The organism is Rhodanobacter sp. C06 (genome assembly GCF_002001105.1).
Classification (GTDB): domain Bacteria; phylum Pseudomonadota; class Gammaproteobacteria; order Xanthomonadales; family Rhodanobacteraceae; genus Rhodanobacter_A.
This window is the reverse complement of the sequence record NZ_MUNP01000059.1, coordinates 181,531-200,095: the sequence shown is the minus strand read 5'-3', so window position 1 is coordinate 200,095 and position 18,565 is coordinate 181,531. Positions and strand designations below refer to the sequence as shown.

Annotated in this window: 18 protein-coding genes; 10 read left to right on the top strand and 8 right to left on the bottom strand. The window is 66.2% G+C overall.

The features are described 5' to 3' along the window. Positions 1-279 precede the first annotated feature (279 nt). From B0E52_RS13165 to B0E52_RS13155, 3 genes are read right to left on the bottom strand one after another with little or no spacing between them, the layout of a single operon-like run. Positions 280-789, bottom strand: a complete 510-nt coding sequence (locus tag B0E52_RS13165) for a DUF1697 domain-containing protein (protein WP_077484443.1) — start codon at positions 787-789, stop codon at positions 280-282. Between the two features lie 50 nt (positions 790-839). Continuing rightward, positions 840-1,868 (bottom strand): aldehyde reductase, encoded by a 1,029-nt coding sequence (locus tag B0E52_RS13160; protein ID WP_077484441.1) that lies wholly within the window; start codon positions 1,866-1,868, stop codon positions 840-842. Between the two features lie 43 nt (positions 1,869-1,911). Next, a complete protein-coding gene (locus tag B0E52_RS13155; protein ID WP_077484439.1) occupies positions 1,912-2,616 on the bottom strand; it encodes a glutathione S-transferase N-terminal domain-containing protein in 705 nt (234 codons plus the stop codon). Between the two features lie 184 nt (positions 2,617-2,800). Here B0E52_RS13155 and B0E52_RS13150 point away from each other — a divergent pair, with 184 nt between their 5' ends. After that, entirely contained in the window at positions 2,801-3,862 is a 1,062-nt protein-coding gene (locus B0E52_RS13150) for an NAD(P)-dependent alcohol dehydrogenase (protein WP_077484437.1), read from the top strand. Between the two features lie 163 nt (positions 3,863-4,025). After that, positions 4,026-4,853, top strand: coding sequence for an NAD-dependent protein deacetylase (locus B0E52_RS13145; RefSeq protein WP_077484435.1), 828 nt, complete (start codon positions 4,026-4,028; stop codon positions 4,851-4,853). Between the two features lie 78 nt (positions 4,854-4,931). On the opposite strand, the gene B0E52_RS13140 is transcribed toward B0E52_RS13145, so the two are convergent. Continuing rightward, positions 4,932-5,318 (bottom strand): carboxypeptidase-like regulatory domain-containing protein, encoded by a 387-nt coding sequence (locus tag B0E52_RS13140; protein WP_077484485.1) that lies wholly within the window; start codon positions 5,316-5,318, stop codon positions 4,932-4,934. Between the two features lie 703 nt (positions 5,319-6,021). Between B0E52_RS13140 and B0E52_RS13135 the strand changes: the two genes are divergently transcribed. From B0E52_RS13135 to B0E52_RS13125, 3 genes are all read left to right on the top strand, one after another. Continuing rightward, entirely contained in the window at positions 6,022-6,465 is a 444-nt protein-coding gene (locus B0E52_RS13135) for an SRPBCC family protein (RefSeq protein WP_077484433.1), read from the top strand. 58 nt (positions 6,466-6,523) lie between these two features. Then, positions 6,524-7,003, top strand: a complete 480-nt coding sequence (locus tag B0E52_RS13130) for a VOC family protein (protein WP_077484431.1) — start codon at positions 6,524-6,526, stop codon at positions 7,001-7,003. Positions 7,004-7,270: 267 nt separating this feature from the next. Then, a complete protein-coding gene (locus tag B0E52_RS13125; protein ID WP_077484429.1) occupies positions 7,271-7,924 on the top strand; it encodes a glutathione S-transferase family protein in 654 nt (217 codons plus the stop codon). A gap of 157 nt (positions 7,925-8,081) precedes the next feature. On the opposite strand, the gene B0E52_RS13120 is transcribed toward B0E52_RS13125, so the two are convergent. Then, the gene (locus tag B0E52_RS13120) at positions 8,082-8,816 is read right to left on the bottom strand and encodes a hypothetical protein (RefSeq protein WP_139351681.1); all 735 of its coding nucleotides are present in this window, start codon (positions 8,814-8,816) and stop codon (positions 8,082-8,084) included. A gap of 125 nt (positions 8,817-8,941) precedes the next feature. Then, complete coding sequence (locus B0E52_RS13115) at positions 8,942-10,456, bottom strand: serine hydrolase domain-containing protein (RefSeq protein WP_077484425.1); 1,515 nt, start codon at positions 10,454-10,456, stop codon at positions 8,942-8,944. A gap of 478 nt (positions 10,457-10,934) precedes the next feature. Here B0E52_RS13115 and B0E52_RS13110 point away from each other — a divergent pair, with 478 nt between their 5' ends. Next, positions 10,935-12,170, top strand: coding sequence for a VCBS repeat-containing protein (locus B0E52_RS13110; RefSeq protein ID WP_168174193.1), 1,236 nt, complete (start codon positions 10,935-10,937; stop codon positions 12,168-12,170). 138 nt (positions 12,171-12,308) lie between these two features. On the opposite strand, the gene B0E52_RS13105 is transcribed toward B0E52_RS13110, so the two are convergent. Then, positions 12,309-13,445: an MBL fold metallo-hydrolase gene (locus tag B0E52_RS13105; protein ID WP_077484421.1), complete on the bottom strand. Its 1,137-nt coding sequence runs from the start codon at positions 13,443-13,445 to the stop codon at positions 12,309-12,311. Between the two features lie 283 nt (positions 13,446-13,728). On the opposite strand from B0E52_RS13105, the gene B0E52_RS13095 reads away from it, so the two are divergent. Beyond that, entirely contained in the window at positions 13,729-13,956 is a 228-nt protein-coding gene (locus B0E52_RS13095; protein WP_077484417.1) for a hypothetical protein, read from the top strand. 171 nt (positions 13,957-14,127) lie between these two features. After that, positions 14,128-14,847, top strand: coding sequence for a hypothetical protein (locus B0E52_RS13090; protein WP_077484415.1), 720 nt, complete (start codon positions 14,128-14,130; stop codon positions 14,845-14,847). Positions 14,848-14,866: 19 nt separating this feature from the next. Here the strand turns inward: B0E52_RS13090 and B0E52_RS13085 are convergent, their stop codons facing one another. Further along, positions 14,867-15,739 (bottom strand): aldo/keto reductase family oxidoreductase, encoded by an 873-nt coding sequence (locus B0E52_RS13085; protein ID WP_077484413.1) that lies wholly within the window; start codon positions 15,737-15,739, stop codon positions 14,867-14,869. Positions 15,740-15,871: 132 nt separating this feature from the next. Here B0E52_RS13085 and B0E52_RS13080 point away from each other — a divergent pair, with 132 nt between their 5' ends. Together B0E52_RS13080 and B0E52_RS13075 are read left to right on the top strand one after the other, a co-directional pair. After that, positions 15,872-16,762: a LysR family transcriptional regulator gene (locus tag B0E52_RS13080; protein WP_217316692.1), complete on the top strand. Its 891-nt coding sequence runs from the start codon at positions 15,872-15,874 to the stop codon at positions 16,760-16,762. A gap of 127 nt (positions 16,763-16,889) precedes the next feature. Next, positions 16,890-18,530 (top strand): diguanylate cyclase, encoded by a 1,641-nt coding sequence (locus B0E52_RS13075; protein WP_077484409.1) that lies wholly within the window; start codon positions 16,890-16,892, stop codon positions 18,528-18,530. Positions 18,531-18,565: the final 35 nt, after the last annotated feature.

The following is an 18,565-nucleotide window of genomic DNA, read 5'->3' as shown; positions in this document are numbered from 1 at the left end:
GGTCTTCGACCGATACATACGAGAACATGCCAAGCTGCTGGACGTCGGGGCTGCGCATCGGATCGGGCGGTCAGTGATTGAGAACGTCTATGACCGCGGCGGCGCGCGGAGGTTTCTCAACAGCCTGCTAGCGCCTCGATGCGCTCACGCAGGCGATCCGGGGCATCCAGCGAACGCTTGTGTTCCAGCGCGTCGATCAGGGCAAGCAACACATCGTCCATCAAGCGCGCATCCGCCGGCGTGCATCGATGCAGCGCAGGGTTCGAGCAACCATCCATCTCATGCCGCCGCCATTGCCGCCAGCTTGGCGACGGTGTTGATGTTGCGCGCCGTGCCGGCCTTGGCCGCGGGAATGCGCAGGCGCGAATCGGCCATGCCGTCGCCGTAGTGCACGTAGATCTCGCGCCGGCCCAGCGCCATCGCCTCATGCTTGCGGCCGCTGGCGTGTTCCAGCGCGTCGGCGGGCGGCGGGCTGTCCAGGAAGATCGCCACCACGCGATTGCCCGGTGCATCGGGAAACGGATTGGCCGCCCGCACCGCGGCCATCTCGGCCGCCGTGCGCACCAGCACGCCCACCGGCTTGCCGGCGTATGCCGCCAGCGGCGACTCCAGTGCCGCCACCACCTCGCGTTCCGGCAGCGCACTGCGAAACACCACGTTGCCGCTGGCGATGTAGGTGCGCACGTCAGCGAAGCCCGCCTGTTCGCACATCGAACGCAACTCGGCCATCGGCAGCTTGCCGGTGCCGCCGACGTTCACCGCGCGCAGCAGGGCGATCCAGGTCTGCATGCGGAGTCCTCGCTGCCCGGGCTCGGAGGCAGTGCGTCGCCGGCCCGCGCTCATGCCTTGAGCAAGCCCAGCTGCACCAGGCTCTCGGCGGTGGCGACCACGGCATCCGCGTTCGGGCGCGGTGCCCAGCCGAGCAAGCGCTGCGCCTTGACGCCGGTGGCGTTCTTGTACTTGCCGAGTTCGGGCAGTATCTGTTTCACCGCCGGATCGCGCAGCGCGGCGAGCCGCACCAGCCAGTTCGGCAACTGCAGCGTGGGCACCCTGCGGGCCGCCGTGCCCAGGCGATGCTTCAGCACCAGGGCGATGCCCCGGATCGACATGAAATCCCCGGCCACCGCGAGGAAACGTTCGCCCTTCGCGGCGGGGTCGCTCATCGCGCGCAGGTGCAGGTCCGCCACGTCGCGCACGTCGACCACGCCGAAGCTCAGCTTCGGGCAGCCGGGCATGGCGCCATCCATCAGCCGCTGCACCAGCAGGATCGAGGTGGAGTAGTCCGGCCCCAGCACCGGTCCGAACACGCCGACCGGATTGACCACGGACAATTCCAGCGCGCCACCCTCGCGCGCGATGAAATCCCAGGCCGCGCGCTCGGCCAGCGTCTTGGACTTCGCGTAGGGCTGCACGTCGTCGCCGGCCGGGTCGGTCCAGCTGCTCTCGTCGAACGGCGCCGCCTGCGGCGGGTGGCCGTAGCCGACTGCCGCGAACGAGGAGGTCAGCACCACGCGCTTCACGCCTGTATCGCGCGCGGCACGCAGCACGCGCAAGGCACCTTCGCGCGCGGGCACGATCAACTCGTCCTCGTGCTTCGGCAGCGTCGGCGGAAACGGCGAGGCCACGTGCAGCACGTAGTCGCATCCGGCCACCGCTGCCGCCCAGCCCTCGTCGCGCTCGAGGTCGGCCTCGGCGAAGCTGAGCCGCGCGCCCGGTTCGGCGCCGCCCTGCTTCAACATGGCGCGAACCGCGACCTCGCGTTGCAGGCTGCGCACCGTGGTGCGCACCTCGTGGCCCGCCGCCAGCAGCTGCAGGATGCAGTGACTGCCGATGAAACCACTTCCGCCCGTCACCAGTACCTTGCTCATCGCCGCTCTCCCCGCCAGTCCGTTCAATGTGCCGGAACCGTGCTCAGCCTTTGGACGGAATCTTCAGCCCGCGCTGCACCGCCGGCCGCGCCAGTCCGCGTTGCAGCCAAGTGTCGACGTGCCCGAAGCGCTCGTATTCCACCAACTCGCGCGCCTCGTACCAGGTGATCAGGTTGTTCACCCAGCCCAGCGTGGCGATGTCGGCGATGGTGTACTCCTCGCCCATGATCCACTCGCGCCCGGCGAGGCGCTCGTCGAGCACGCCGAGCAGGCGCTTCGACTCGTTGACGTAGCGCGCCAGCGGCCGCTTGTCCTCGTATTCGCGGCCGGCGTATTTGTGGAAGAAGCCCACCTGGCCGAACATCGGCCCGATCGAGGCCATCTGGAAGTGCACCCACTGGATCGTCTCCCAGCGCCGCGCCGGATCGGCCGGCAGGAACCGGCCGCTTTTCTCCGCGAGGTATTGCAGGATCGCGCCGGATTCGAACAGGCCCAGCGGCTGGCCGCCCGGGCCCTGCGGATCGATGATCGCCGGAATCTTGCCGTTCGGGTTCAGCGCGAGGAACTCCGGCAGGTGGCTCTCGTCCTTGCCGATGTCGACCAGGTGCGCCTCGTAGGTCAGCCCGGTTTCCTCCAGCATGATCGACACCTTCACGCCATTCGGCGTGTTGAGCGAATAGAGCTGGATGCGGTCGGGATGCTGCGCGGGCCAGCGGCGGTTGACGGCGAACGCGGACAGATCGGACATGCGGGACTCTCGTCGGGGACAGTCCGCCCATGATGGGCATCGCGCCATCCCGCTTCAATGGCAGGCGGCCACGCGGGCCTTTGCAAACGCGTCCGCCGCCCCCATCACGGACGATGCTCCCGGCCTGCGTCCTCCGGGCGTAAGCTGGCCAGATCTTTTCGTACCACTGCACCGGAGTATCCCCATGCCCCATACCCGCGCCTATGGCACCCCCGCCGCCAGCCAGCCGCTGGCCCCGCTGGCCATCGAACGCCGCGCCGTCGGACCGCACGACGTCAGGATCGACATCCTGTACTGCGGCGTCTGCCACTCCGACCTGCACACGGCGCGCAACGAGTGGGGCAACACGCTCTACCCGTCCGTGCCCGGCCACGAGATCGTGGGCACGGTGACGGCCGTGGGCGACAAGGTGGCGAAATTCAAGCCCGGCGACACCGTGGGCGTGGGCTGCATGGTGGACAGCTGCCAGCATTGCGCCTCCTGCGCCGACGGCGAGGAGCAGTACTGCGAGAACGGCTTCACCGGCACCTACAACGGCCGCGGCAAGGAAAACACCTGGGGCGGCTACTCCGAGAACATCGTGGTGAACGAGAAGTTCGTGCTGCGCATCGCCCACGCGGCCGAACAGCTCGCCGCCGTGGCGCCGCTGCTGTGCGCGGGCATCACCACCTATTCGCCGCTGCGCCACTGGGGCGCCGGCCCCGGCAAGAAGGTGGGCATCGTGGGCCTGGGCGGCCTCGGCCACATGGGCGTGAAGCTGGCCCACGCGATGGGCGCACACGTGGTGCTGTTCACCACCTCGCCGGGCAAGCAGGCCGACGCCAAGCGCCTCGGCGCCGACGAGGTGGTGATCTCGAAGGACCCGGCGCAGATGGCGCTGCACGCCGGCAGTTTCGACTTCATCCTCAACACCGTGGCCGCGCCGCACGACCTCGACGCCTTCCTCACCCTGCTCAAGCGCGACGGCACCATGTGCCTGGTCGGCGCCCCCGCCACGCCCCACCCGTCGCCCACGGTGTTCAACCTGATCCTCAAGCGCCGCCAGCTCGCCGGTTCGCTGATCGGCGGCGTCCGCGAGACGCAGGAGATGCTGGAATTCTGCGCGAAGCACGGCATCGTCTCCGACATCGAGATGATCGCGATGAAGGACGTCAACGAGGCCTACGAACGCATGCTCAAGGGCGACGTGAAATACCGTTTCGTGATCGACATGGCGACGTTGAAGCACGAAGCGAAGGCTGCCTGAAGTTCTCCCTTCTCCCACTGGGAGAAGGTGGCGCGAAGCGCCGGATGAGGGTTCGGGTGTAGCGCAAAGTACGAACCTTGCGATCGGATTCAACAGCACGCTTCGCCCACACCCTCACCCCAACCCCTCTCCCACAGGGAGAGGGGCATTAATGCCGCTAACCATGACCCCGCTGCAGCACTTCATCGCATCCCACCCGCGCCTGTTCGTGCTCACCGGCGCGGGCTGCAGCACCGCGTCGGGCATTCCCGACTACCGCGACCGCGACGGCCAGTGGAAGCGCATGCCGCCGGTCACCTACACGGCCTTCATGCAGGAGTTGCCCACCCGCCGCCGCTACTGGGCACGCAGCATGGTGGGCTGGCGCCGCTTCGGCCACGCCCAGCCGAACGCCACGCACCACGCGCTGGCCGCACTGGAACGGCAGGGCAAGGTCGAGCTGCTGGTGACCCAGAACGTGGACGGCCTGCACCAGCGCGCTGGCAACGCGAACGTGGTCGACCTGCACGGCCGGCTCGACACCGTGCGCTGCATGGCCTGCGACTGGCGCGGCGCGCGCCACGATTTCCAGCACGCACTGGTCGAACGCAATCCGGACTGGCTGCACCTCGACGCCGCCGATGCGCCGGATGGCGACGCCGATCTGGAACACCAGGACTTCGCCAGCTTCGATGTACCACCTTGCCCGCACTGCGGCGGCATCGTGAAACCCGACGTGGTGTTCTTCGGTGAAAACGTGCCGCGTGATCGCGTGGCCGCCGCCATGGACGCCTGCCGCAGCGCCGACGCGATGCTGGTGGTCGGCTCCTCGCTGATGGTGTACTCCGGCTACCGCTTCGCCCACGCCGCCGCGCAGGCCGGCAAGCCCGTCGCCGCCGTCACGCTGGGCCGCACCCGCGCCGACGCGCTGCTCGCGCTGAAGGTGGATGCGCCGTGCGAGGAAGCGCTGGATTTCCTGCTCACGGACGCAGCTGCCGCATCCTGCGCCTGAAGGAAAAGGCCCGGCGGTTTCCCGCCGGGCCTTTCCGTTCCATCCACAGCGCATCAGGGCATCGACATGCCCGATGGCTCATTTCGCTTCGGCAATCTCGCCGCACTTGATCTTGTTGCAGTCGAAATCCACCTCGACGCCGCGGCCCACGATCACCTCCACGTTCAGGTGCTTGGCGACGGCCTGATCCTTGTCCTTCAAGGTAACCGTGTAGACGCCATTGGGCAGTTCCCGGGCGGAATAGCGGCCGCTGTCGCCCACATGGACCGTGCGCCCGGTACCCGTCGTCGCGCTGCGGACCGAAACGGCGTAGCCCGCCGGCGCCTTGCCGAACACCGAGCCCGTGGTGGCCTGTGCGCTGGCCGTGGAAACCCCGGCCAGCGCGAACACGCCGGCGATGCCGGCCAGCATCAGACTGCGGCTCAAGCGACGCGAAACAGGATGCTTCGAGAAAATGCTGTTCATGGTTATGGCTTCCATTTGATATCAGTGGGGAAAGCACGGGCACGCCAGGGGTTTGGCCATGTGCCCGTGAAACGTGGCGGACCGTGCCGCCCAAAACCGGCATGTCGCCGGAAACTCTCGATGCACATCGATCCGCCGCCACCCGATGAAAACCTCGTCGGATGACGGCGCGCAGACTACTGCTCGGGAACACCGACTCCCATGGGCAGGAGGTCATGCATGCCGAATGACACATCCGCAACAACATCGAAAACATGCACGCGCGCAAGACGAAGCCGCATGCGCGGAAGCGACCGGCGAAGCTCGCCGGCGCCTTGATCCACTCACGCCAGCAACATGCCGCCGACGGTCATCACGCAGATCAGCAGGCAGGCGGTGAACAGGCTCTGCAGCATCAGGGTCTCGAATTTCATGGCGGCTCTCCGTTGAGTGGGAATGAAGCTTTCGAGATGGATATGGCAAGCACCGTGCCAACCCGGGCGAGGCCTGAAAAACCGCATTCCCAAGCCATTCCCGTGTCGACCATCAACGAACGGACATCCGTCCGCGGACACTCGCAGCGGACATCGGACGCGACACGGACACGCGTGCTGACATGACGACGACCCACGATCTGAGAAATCGGCGCCCCCTTGTCGATATGTGGCTCGCCCGTTCGTCGCCACAGTGAAGACCCATCTCGCCACCCACCTGGAGATCCACCATGTCCGGCACCGTTCGCCTGCTGCGCGTGTTCACCGCTCCACCCGAACGCGTCTATCGCGCCTTCCTCGATCCCGCCGCGCTGGCCAAGTGGCTGCCGCCGGACGGCTTCACCTGCAGCGTGCGCGAGCTCGACGCGCGGGTCGGCGGCCGCTACCGCATGAGCTTCAGCAACTTCAGCAGCGGCAACGGCCACAGCTTCGGCGGCACGTATCTGGAACTGCTGCCGAACCGGCGCATCGTCCACGACGACCGCTTCGACGACCCCAACCTGCCCGGTACCATGGTCACCACCATCGCCTTGCGCGAGGTGAGCTGCGGCACCGAAGTGCAGATCGAGCAGACCGGCATCCCCGATGTGATCCCCACCGAGCAGTGCTACCTGGGTTGGCAGGAATCGCTGACCCTGCTGGAACGCTTGGTGGAACCGACGATTCCCGACTGAGCAGGCCTCACCGACGACAACGAAAATGCGTTCACTACCTCACACCAGGAGTCTCCCGATGACGAGCAAGAACACGATCTGCCTCTGGTACGACGGTACCGCCCTGGACGCCGCGACGTTCTACGCCGCAACGTTCCCGGACAGCGCCGTGGGCGCCGTCCATCGCGCGCCGGGCGACTACCCCGCGGGCAAGCAGGGCGGCGTGCTGACGGTGGAATTCACGGTCATGGGCATCCCGTGCCTGGGCCTCAACGGCGGCCCCGGCGTCCCGCACACCGACGCGTTCTCGTTCCAGGTGGCCACCGACGACCAGGCGGAGACCGATCGCCTGTGGCACGCGATCATCGACCACGGCGGCCAGCCCAGTGCCTGCGGCTGGTGCAAGGACAAGTGGGGGCTGTCGTGGCAGATCACCCCGCGCATGCTGATGGCCGCGATCACCGACCCGGACCCCGCCGCGGCCAAGCGCGCGTTCGACGCCATGATGACGATGACGAAGATCGACATCGCCGCGATCGAGGCGGCGCGGCGCGGTTGATGCCGGCACCTGCCAGCTTCTCGCCCTTGCCCCTCGGCCGTTCACGCGAGTTGACGCCCCTTAACCGTCCGCGCTGAGCGTGGCCCGCGCAGCGGGCGCAGTCGAAGCGTCGCGAGACACGGACGGCCCATAGCCGGCTTATCCTTCGACTTCCTTGCTCCTCAAAGCCCGTAGCCATCCATGCCCACACCCCGTGTGCGGCCTTCGGCCTACGCTCAGGACGAACGTGGTTCACCTGCCATCCATGCCATCACCCGGAGCCTCTCCATGACCCCAACCATCACCGCCTTCGAAAGCTCACCCGACCGCGGCCAGGGCCTCGCGCGTGACATGCGCGTGCGCTGGGCGCTGGAGGAAACGGGCCAGGCCTATGACGTTCGCCTGGTTTCTTTCAAGGCCATGAAGGAACCCGCGCATCGCGCGCTGCACCCGTTCGGGCAGATTCCCACCTACGAGGAAGGCGAACTCGTCCTGTTCGAATCGGGCGCCATCGTGTTCCACATCGCGCAGCACCACGCGGGCCTGCTGCCGCAGGACGCGAACGCCAGGGCACGCGCGATCAGTTGGATGTTCGCCGCGCTCAACACGGTCGAGCCACCCATCCTCGAACTGCAGACCGCCAAGTTCGCGGAGAGCGACAAGCCCTGGACCGGGGAACGCCTGCCGCTGATCAAGGACCGCATCCGCCACAGGCTGGGCGAGCTTGCCATCCGACTCGGCGAGGCCGACTGGCTCGACGGCGCGTTCAGCGTGGGCGACCTGATGATGGTGCACACGCTGCAGCGGCTGAAACCCTCGGGCCTGCTGGACGAGTTCACTAGCCTCGCCGCCTACGTCGCCCGTGGCGAAGCACGGCCAGCGTTCAAGCGCGCGTTCGCCGCGCAACTGGCGGTGTTCACCGGCAAGCCGCCAGCCGGTTGACAAGAGTGCCCCAGGAACGGGGCAGCCGTACACCAGTCGGCGTGCAACATCGCGCGTGCGGCGCGGAAAAAAGATGCGGCAGCGAACAGGACCAGGCTCTCTTTTCCTTTTCGACGATCACGAAAGTGAGCCCGTCCCCGCTCCGCGTTTTGCTGGTCTAGAACTTCCGTCCGCCAGTCGATTTTTCGCACTTGCCGCTGAAGTTCTGGGTGCCCTTGATGGTCAGAACGCCGGTGTGACGGTCAACCTGGATCGTCGGCTTGCTGACGAAGTTCATGTGGTACTTGCCGGTGATGGCGTCATCGTCGAAATGGACATCCGAGAGCGGCCACCAGCCATCCACGGCCTTGTCGTGCATGGGCGGCACCATCTTCCCCTCCAGCTGGATGCGCCCGCCTTGCGGACCCACTTCCAGCGTGACGGTGGTGCGGAAATGTTCCTGCGCGGATTCCATCTTGACCGAGGACTCGGTTTTCTTGGTGTCGGGGTTGTAACCACTGCTGTGGCGTGGTTCGTAGGTCGAATGCACGCCCTCCCCGTAGCAGACCAGCGTGAGCGCCTCCGGGGCGCTCCCCATGTCGTCGCCGCTGTTGCCCGACGGTGACGTGCTGCAGTTGGCAGCCGGCACCTTCTGCAGGCTGGCGTAGCGGCCGTCGACGGTGGAAACCGATACGCAAGCATGGCGCGCATCGTTCCACCAGAATGTCCACGAGGTGCCGCTGGTCTTCGACGCCCGTATCAGCTCGTAGCCGCGCGCCTGCATCTGCGTTTCCCCGGAGCTGCCGCGAGCCCCCACCAGGTCGGTGAGGTCGGGTGGCGTCTGCGCGAGCGCGGCAAACGACAGCAGGGCGGCGAAACCGCATGCAACGGATCGGATGGCTGGGGCTTTCACGGGCTTCCTTCTCCCTATCAATGGCGTGGCAAGTGGCTGGTCACTCTCTGCAAGAATGATGACAGGGACAATTCAAGGCACGTGCTGACGTCTCTCGAATTGTCCCTGGCACCTTTCCCCGCGCTTCATTGTGCCGCACCCCGACGCCTCAGCTCCATGTGGTAGGGCACGATGGCCATGCGGTCCACCGCGATGCGCCAGGCAACGGCTTCGCCCACCAGCCGCTCGCCATCACGACGCATGTCGAGCGAGATTTTCCGCAGATGCTCGCGTTCCGCATCGGGCGCTTCGATCATCCCGGTGGTATCCCCCACAAACCGCTTGTCCAGCAATCCAAGGCCCTCGAGCACGGCAGCGGGTGCATCGCCAACCGCAAACGTCGCCTTGCCATCCGGCGATATGCGCAGTGCGACCGGAACCGTCTTGCCCTGGGCAGTCAACGAACCCTTCCACTCCCCCGCGTATTCCCCTGCAGGATGCAGGGGCGCCGGAGCCGGTGTGTTGTAGAAAGGAATGCCGGGCCACCCGGGCACCACGCTGGCGAGCAGGCGGTCCCTCAGCTTCTCGATGAACTCCCGGTCCGAATGCCGGTTGCTGAGGACCACGCAAGCCGCGTCGGCGCCAGGCACCAGCACGAATTCGGAACGGACGCCGGCCTGCCCGCCCGGGTTGCCGACCACGCGCGTTCCGTCCGGGCGTTCCCAGACGTCCCAACCCAAGGCGTAGTACTGGCTGGCCCCGATCAGGCTTTCCGGTTCGTGCAGTTCGTCCAGCTCCCGGTCGGAAAGGATCGGTGCCTGGTCGGCGAGATGGTCCTTCAGGTTGAACATGGCCCAGCGCGCCAAGTCGTCCGCGCTGGCATACACCTCGCCCGAGCCGGGCGTCGCCGTCAGGTAGAACGGCATGCGGTGCCCTTCGTCGTCGTAGCGAACGGCGAGCGAGGAACTGGGCTTCGCATCGGTATCGAAGAAACTGTCCTTCATGCCCAGCGGTCGGAAGATGTGTTCCTCCAGATAGGCACCGAAATCCTCGTGCGCGGTGCGCTGGACGATGTCGTCGAGGACCTGGTAGCCCAGGTTCGAATACTCGTAATGCGTGCCCGGCGGGGCGACCACGTGGCCGTAGTCGCGCAGCAAGGCGTCCGTGGACGGCGCACGGGCTTCCTCTCCATCGGCGTACATCAGGAAGAAGGTGGGCAGGCCCGACTTGTGCGAGGCCAGCATACGCACGGTGGCCGCCGCAGTGGGTCCATGCCCGTCGACGATCTTGTGTTTGCCGAGATAGTCGTTCGCAGGTGCGTCGAGCGCGATCTTCCCCGCCTTCACCAGGGTCATCACGGCGGCGGCCGTGAACGTCTTGCTGGTCGAGGCGATCGAGAACGGCGTATGCGCCGTCGCCTGCCGCCGCGCCTCGCGGTCGGCCCACCCGAAGCCCTGCTCCCACACGATGCGGCCGTGCTGGACGAGTGCAACGGAGACACCCGTCAGGCGGCCCGATGCGATCTCCGCCCGGATGTCGCGGGCAATGCTCGTGTACACGGCATCAGGCGCATTGCCGCCGACGGCACCCGCAGGCCATGCCAGGGACAAGCCAAGCAACGCAAGGCCGACAGCCAGCGTACGCGGGAAGGACAAAAGCATGTGCTCTCCAGTGTGATCGGATCAGCGGCAAGCGTCTGAATTCGCTCTCGCAACTGAGATGCACTGGCGAGGCAAAAGGTTTAAGGAACGCCCTCCACCTGCACATCAAGAGTGGTGCTAAGCGTGGCTTCATGAGCCTAACCTCGCCTCTTTTTCCGAACGTTGATGATTCGATTCCATTGATGGCTACATGCAGCCATCACGGCGGTCCGCCAAAGTGCCAGCAAGCGGGAAACGTGGTTTGGAAACAGGCCAGATTAACTTCCAAATAGCGCCTTGCACTAAGGCCATGAGCCCAACCTGCGGGTGCGCGAGAACTTCGGTCTGGGCCGACACCTGCCGCCCTCACGTACGCCAGCTTCCCGTCTAACCGGTCCTTTCCAGGAAAACACGGTGGACTTTTCTTTGCGCCTGGATCCGATAAGATGCGCCCAGGACAGGGGTCGGAACGCCGTTCCGAATGTCTACAGGGGGCGTCATGCCGAACAAGAAATGCCACTTCGGTGGCGTGGTTTTTTCGTGCCTGCTCACCGCGTCATTTGCCACGGGTGCGCATGCGCAAGATGTGCGTGGACAGGCGCTGCCAGCCGCCTCGTCGACATCACCTCCGGCGCCCTACTCACCGCTTGTCTCCTTCGGGACCTTGCCTGCGCTGCAGGTCTCGACGCCGATCCCTGGTAGCTCGCACGTGCCCAACGATTTCAATGGGGACGGCACATCCGACCTGCTCTGGTTCAATCCGACGCTTAGCCAGGCGGGTTATTGGACCATGACGGCCACCACCGTAGGCGTACCCTTCAGCGGTGGCGGTGTCACGCGCACGGGAACCCACACCTTTGGTGTTACGCCCGGTTACTTCATCGGCGCCACGGGTGACTTCAACAACGACGGTTTTGCTGACCTGATTTTTACCAGCCCCAAACGTGACCTCTGGTTGTGGACCAATAATCAGCATGGCGGCTGGATATCAACGGAGATCGGCAGCTACCCCAGCCAATGGCAATTGATCGGTGCCGGCGATATCAATGGCGATGGCTATGATGATCTGCTGTGGCTCGATCCTTCCGATTGCGAGTTTGCCTACTGGACGATGCGTGGCTCCGTACGCACGGGTTACCGGATCTTCAAGATCGCTTGTGGCTATTACCCGATCGGCATTGGCTATTACTCACCCTCGAACCGCCTGAGCATCCTCTGGACCAGCCCGGCAAACGACCTGTATATCTGGGACAGCACGGGCGACGGCTTTGTCTCGACCAATCTCAGCTCTACTATCAACCTTGCCAACGTATGGGCCTTTGGCGGTGGATTCATGGGTAACAGCATGGGCTTGGAATACTATCAACCCTATGCCAATGGCCCGGCAGGTTATGGCTCGGTTTACGGTGCTATTTATTCACGTCTATTTGATGCCAAAGGTAACCAGACTGGATTTTCGGGCCGCGGACTATGGAGTGGCGGCGGAATAGGTGGATTAGGTTCGGCCGGCTACATCATTGAAGCCAACGGCATTAATGCTACAGGTCTTTACATCTTAGACCAGGCAAACTCCACGATCAGTACGGGTGGACTACCAGGTTCCGACATTGCCTTTTCGGGGAACGCACCCATTCCTTCTGCCCCTGACCAAGGCGTCGACCAGTGGTCGTATCCCATCGGTTGGTATGTTGTAGGTGCACCCGCCAACGGCACGGCCGCTCCGCCTTGGCAATAACGATCAAGTCCGAACTGGCCTGTTGCCGCGCGTTGGACACCCCCGCCCTGAGTAGCAGGGTCGATCAGCCTTCCGGAAATTGTCCCTGGCACCTTTTCTGCCGTTTCTTCCCGGCATCATTTCCCGATGCCACACCGCTCAATCCAGCGGCCAGGGCAACTGGTCGCTCAATTGCCCGCTGATGACGGCCTCGGGTGGCTCGGCTTTGATCGGGGATCTCTCGCCCACGGCTTGGCCACGCCGCCACCACGGCTGCACTTCGCGGCGCTCGACGGGTTCGACCGGCTCGCCGAGACGCGGCAGCAGCAACGCGGTGTCGTCGGGGTCAGCCAGCGCGAGCAGGTCTTCGACCGGCTCATCCCAGGCATGCGTGGACAGCGCGAACGTGCCCCAGTGCACCGGCATCAGTACGCCGCCGCCAAGCAGGCGATGTGCCGCCAGCGCATTGGCGGGGCCGAGATGGATGTCGCCCCAGGAGGGATGGAACGCGCCGACCTCGAGCATCACCAGATCGAACGGCCCGAGCCGGCCGCGGATGGATTCGTATTCGGTGGTGAGCCCGGTATCGCCGCTGAAGAACACGCGATGGCGCTCGCCGGCCATCACCATCGATGACCACAGCGTCTGGTTGCGGTCCTTCAGGCCGCGGCCGGAGAAATGCTGCGAAGGTGCAGCGGTGATGGTGAGCCCGGTGCCGGGCACGCGATGGCTTTGCCACCACACCAGCTCGGTGATGCGCGAAGGCGCGATGCCCCAATTCTCGAGATGGGCGCCGACCCCGAGCGAAGTGACGAACGGCACCTTCGACTTCGCCAGCGCGCGGATCGTCGGGAAGTCCAGGTGATCGTAATGGTCGTGCGAGATCACCACGGCATCGATCGCGGGCAGGTCGCGCAACCCGACCGGCACCGGCTGGAAACGCTTCGGCCCGAGCAGGGTGAACGGCGAGGCACGCTGACCCCACACCGGATCGGTGAGGACTCGCCAGCCGTCGATCTCCAGCAGCACCGTGGAATGGCCCAGCCAGGTGGCGCGCAACCCGCTCGCCGGCTTGCGCAACCAAGCCTCGCGCGGGTCATGCGCGGGCAACGGCTGCGGCGGCGTGCGGTTGTCGTCGCCGCACAGGAACTCGCGCAGCGTCGGTCGCGCGGCTTGCGGATCGCGCAGGCCGGGCAGCACCGGATGGATATTGCGCAAGCGCTCGCCGTCCCACAGCGGCAGATCGTGCAGCCGCTCCAGCCGCTCGCCTTGCGGCGCCTTGCCGAAGGATTTCATGCTCCGCTCTCCATCATCGCCAGCCACTTCCCGGAAACCATGGGGGCACGGCACACCGGGCCCAAGATGGCCGATGTCAGGAATCGGAAGATCTCCAGTGCGGATTCAGGACCGGCTTTCCGCAGCCAGGCCGACTCATGGACCGGGTCCGGTAGTGTCCCCAGCGCCCTTTCCCGGCACTCTTCCGCGCAGGCAGATGCCTTATCGATAACGTCACTGCCGGCTAACGACCGCTGGCGCAGATTCATCGCTCTGGCCGTGGCATGCGCAGAAGGTCCTGACCATGAAACTCGAATCGCACCCCCAATCGCCGCTGCACTTCCGGGCATGGGTCCATTACTTCACGCACATCATGCATCCGTCATCGACGGCTGCGTCGGACCGGGCCTTGCGGCCGATGACGATGCGGCAGCAGTTGCTTGAAGCGCAGGAGCTGAAGCGGCGCGCGCAGCGGGAACACATGCTTGAACTTCTTCGCGAGGTGAAGGAAAGGCATCGGCCCAGCGTTTGAGACATCCGCAAGCAGCCATTGAAAAGGCCCGCAGCGATGCGGGCCTTTGCTTTTGCCGAACCCGTGGACTTGCGGCAAGAGCCACGTCTACCCAAGCCAGGGGACTCATGCCGCCGCATCCGGGCGATCCGTGTGACCATGCCGGACACCCCGTCCGACAGAGGCAAGCCCATGAAACCCATCGGCCAGCGTTTCCTGACGATCTATGCCGGCGTGCTCACGGTGGTATTCGCCGCCACGGTGTTGAGCGGCTTTGCGCAGACACCGAAAAAGCTCTCGCTCGACGAACTGGACGTGCAGCGCATCAACGTGCGCGAGCCCGACGGCACGCTGCGGCTGGTGATCTCCGATGCCGCCACCGCGCCGGGCATCATCATCAAGGGCAAGGAATACCCGCACCCCGACCGCAAGGCCGCCGGCATGATCTTCTACAACGACGAAGGCACCGAGAACGGCGGGCTGATCTTCGGCGGCGAGAAGGACAAGGACGGCACCAAGGAATCGCATGGCCACCTGTCCTTCGACGCCTACGAGCAGGACCAGACCATGGCGCTGGATTCCCAGCAGGAAAAGGACGGCCGCTACACCAAGCTGCAGTTCAACGACTACCCGGACTATTCGATCCTGGAGGAAATCCAGTTCATGGACTCCATCAAGCACCTGCCGGCGGACCAGCGGCAGGCCCGGATCAAGGCCTTCTTCGCCGAACACGGCGGCCCGACCCGGCGCATGTTGCTCGGCCGCAACACCGACGGCAGCGTGCAGCTTGCGATGGACGACCTGCAGGGCCGCCCGCGCATCGTGATGAAGGTCGCCAGGGACGGCTCGCCGTCGCTGCAGATGCTGGACGCCGACGGCAAGGTGACCGGCGAGCTGGTTCCCGGGCACTGACCCAAAGCAGGCGCTGCGGTCAGCTGGCGGCGCCAATCGTCGCCAGTTCGGCCAGCGCATCCCCGTCGAGCCGGATCGTCGCGGCCGCCAGGTTCTCGCGGAGGTGGGCCAGCGAGGACGTGCCCGGGATCAGCAGGATGTTGGGCGCGCGCGCCAGCAGCCACGCCAGCGCCACCTGCATAGCCGTGAAGCCCAGCCGGCGGGCCACGTCAGACAAGGTGTCCGACTGCAACGGGGTGAAGCCGCCCAGCGGGAAGAACGGCACGTAGGCGATGCCCGCGCGGCCGAGTTCGGCTATCAGCGCCTCGTCCTCGCGATGGGCCAGGTTGTAGTGGTTCTGCACGCACACCACCTCGGCGATGCCGCGCGCCTGGGCCAGCTGCGTCGCGGTGACGTTGCTCAGGCCGAGTTGGCGGATCAGGCCGCGCTGCTGCAGTTCCGCCAGCGCGGTGAACTGCGGCTCGATCGAGCCCTCGGACGGCGCATGCACGTTGCCCATGACGCGCAGGTTCACCACGTCCAGCGCGTCCACGCCCAGGTTGCGCAGGTTGTCGTGCACGGCCGACGTGAGCTCGGCCGGGCTCTGCGCCGGGTTCCACGAGGCGTCGGCGCCGCGCGTCGCGCCGACCTTGGTCACGATCACCAGATCGTCCGGATACGGATGCAGCGCCTCGCGGATCAACCGGTTGGTCACGTGCGGGCCGTAGAAGTCGCTGGTGTCGATGTGGTTCACCCCGCTGGCCACCGCCTCGCGCAGCACCGCCAGTGCCGCGGCGGGGTTCTTCGGCGGCCCGAACACGCCCGGCCCGGCCAGTTGCATGGCGCCGTAGCCCATGCGGTTCACCGTGCGATGGCCCAGGGCGAAGGTGCCCGCGTTCGTCAGCTTGCTCATGATCGTCTCCGGACAAGGGCGGCCAGTTGGCGCCGAGGCCCGCACTGTACGCCGCGGTCACCTGGCCGATAATCCCGTGCAATCGGCACGGGCCGTGCGGGAATCAGGACAATGGACACAGACCTGCGGGATATCTTCGCCTTCCTCGCCGTGGTGCGCGCCGGCGGCTTCCGCGAAGGCGCGCGCGGCAGCGGCATGTCGGCCTCGCGCCTGAGCGAAAGCGTGCGCCGGCTGGAAGCGCACCTGGGCGTGCGCCTGCTCCACCGCACCACGCGCCACGTCGCCCCCACCGAGGCGGGCGCACGCCTGGCCGAACGGCTGTCGCCCGCGCTGGGCGAGGTGCAAAGTGCGCTCGACGTGGTGAACCACTACCGCGACCGCCCCGCCGGCACGCTGCGGCTCAACGTGCCCGCCGTGGCGGCCCGACTGGTGTTGCCCGCCATCGTCACGCCCTTCCTCAAGGCCTACCCCGACATCCGGCTGGAAGTCATCGTCGAGGACAGCTTCGTCGACATGCTGGCCGCCGGCTGCGACGCCGGCATCCGCTACGACGAGCGGCTGGAGAAGGACATGATCGCCGTGCCGATCGGCCCGCGCGTGCAGCGCATGGCCACCGCCGCCGCACCGGAATACCTCGAAGCGCACGGCCGCCCGCGCCATCCCCGCGACCTGCTGCGGCACGCCTGCCTGCGCGGCCAATTCTCCAGCGGCGTCATTCCCGCGTGGGAATTCGAGCGCAAGGGCGAGATCGTGCGCGTGGACCCCACCGGCCCCCTGCTGGTGCGCCTGGGCGCTGCGGTGGATCTCAAGGTCGCCGCGGCGGTGGACGGCCTCGGCATCATCCACCTGTTCGAAGCGTGGCTGCAGCCGCACCTGGACAGCGGCGCCCTGGTGCCGCTGCTCAAGCCCTGGTGGCAAGCCTTCAGCGGGCCGTATCTCTACTACCCCGGCCGCAAGCACCTGCCCGCACCGCTGCGCGCGTTCGTCGACTTCGTCAGGGCCGCCGGGAACGGGCATCCGTGAGCGCGAGTGCAAGAGTCTGTTCAAAGGCTCCGCATGGGCGGCGCCTGATGGACTGCATCTTTCTGGCCCGGGCTTCACGCCCAGGGGCTGGACTCGACGATTGCGCTTCGGTGAGCATAAGCCACCGATGCCCGCCCCTCTCACGCCGTCCGAAGAACTGTTGCAACTGCTGCCCGACGCGGTGGTGCAAACGGACGCATGGTGGATCATCACCTACTTGAATCCCGCCTGGCACAAGCTCACGGGCCATCCGGTGGAGCGGACGCTCGGCCAGTCCCTGCTCGACTTCGTGCATCCCGACGACACCGGAGCCTTGCGAGCGGGCATGCCGGTGTTCCGCTTGCGCTTCGCCGACTCGGCCCATCGCTGGATGCGCCTGCAGCTGCATCCGAAGACCGACGCCGCGGATCGCGTGATCAGTCGCCAGGGCGTCCTGATCGAGATCACCGAGATCGGCGAGCAGGTATTGATGGACGACCGCCAGCGCTTCCTGCGGCTGCTGGAAACCATCGACGGCGTCGTGTGGGAAGCGGAGCTTGGCGTGGGCAACACCTTCCTCAGCCCGCAGGTCGAGCGCCTTTTCGGCTACTCGGTGGAAGAGTGGCGGGCCGACCCGGGTTTCTGGCGGGCGCACGTGCATCCCGACGACCTGGCGGAAGCCCTGGTCATCGACGATGCCGCCTACTACGCCAAGCACAGTTATGCGTACGAGATGAGCTACCGGTTGATCGCCAAATCCGGCGATGTCGTGTGGGTGCGCGACCTGTGCCGCGTGGATGTCGACGATGGCCGCCCGAACCGCATGATCGGCCTGATGATCGACGTGACCGAGCAGAAAAGCACCGAACTCGAACTGGTGCGATCCGACAACCGCTACGCACTCGCCACCCGCGGCTCCAACGACGGCATCTGGGACTGGAACCTGCAGACGGGCGTGCTGCACGTGTCCCAGCGCTTCCATGAGATTGTCGGGCTGGACGACACCGGCCACCTGCATGAAGACGGCTGGCAGTTCCTGCAACGGCTCATCGATCCCGACGACCACCAGCGCGTGGAGGCGGCCTACCGCAGGCACCTGTCGGGCCACCACCCGAACTTCTCGGTGGACTTTCGCGCCCGTCATGGGTCGGGGCGGCTGGTGTGGCTCAACTGGCGCGGCATCGCCCAGTTCGAAGACGGCACCGCCGTGCGCATGGCCGGGTCACTGAGCGACCTGGCGGAACGGGGCAGCTCGTATGACGCCCTGACCAACCTGCCCGGCCGGCCGCTGTTCCGCGACCGCCTCGAACACGCCATCGCGCTGCACCGGGACGGCGCTTCGAAAGCTGGCGACGCGCCGTCACACGGGGACACCACCACGTTCGCCGTGCTGCTGCTGGACCTCGACCGGTTCAAGGCCGTCAACGACAGCCTTGGACACCACGTGGGCGACCAACTGTTGCAGCAGGTGGCGCGCCGGCTGGAAACCTGCGTGCGGCCCATCGATCTCGTCGCCCGCATGAGCGGCGACGAGTTCAACGTGCTGCTGGAGTCCATCGATCCCGCGGGCGCCGCCGACCGCGCCCGGCAGATGGCGGCCGCCCTCGCGACCCCCTACCGGATCGGCCCGCACACCGTGACCTGCGGCGCAAGCATCGGCGTGGTCGGCAGCCACGCCGGCTTCGCGACCACCGACGACTACCTGCGCGCCGCGGACGCCGCGATGTACCAGGCCAAGAGCCATGCGTTGAGCGTGTGCGTCTTTGTGGGGAATGGGGACACGAACTGACCGGGGCGGGCTTGCTTCCAGCCAAGGTGCAAGTG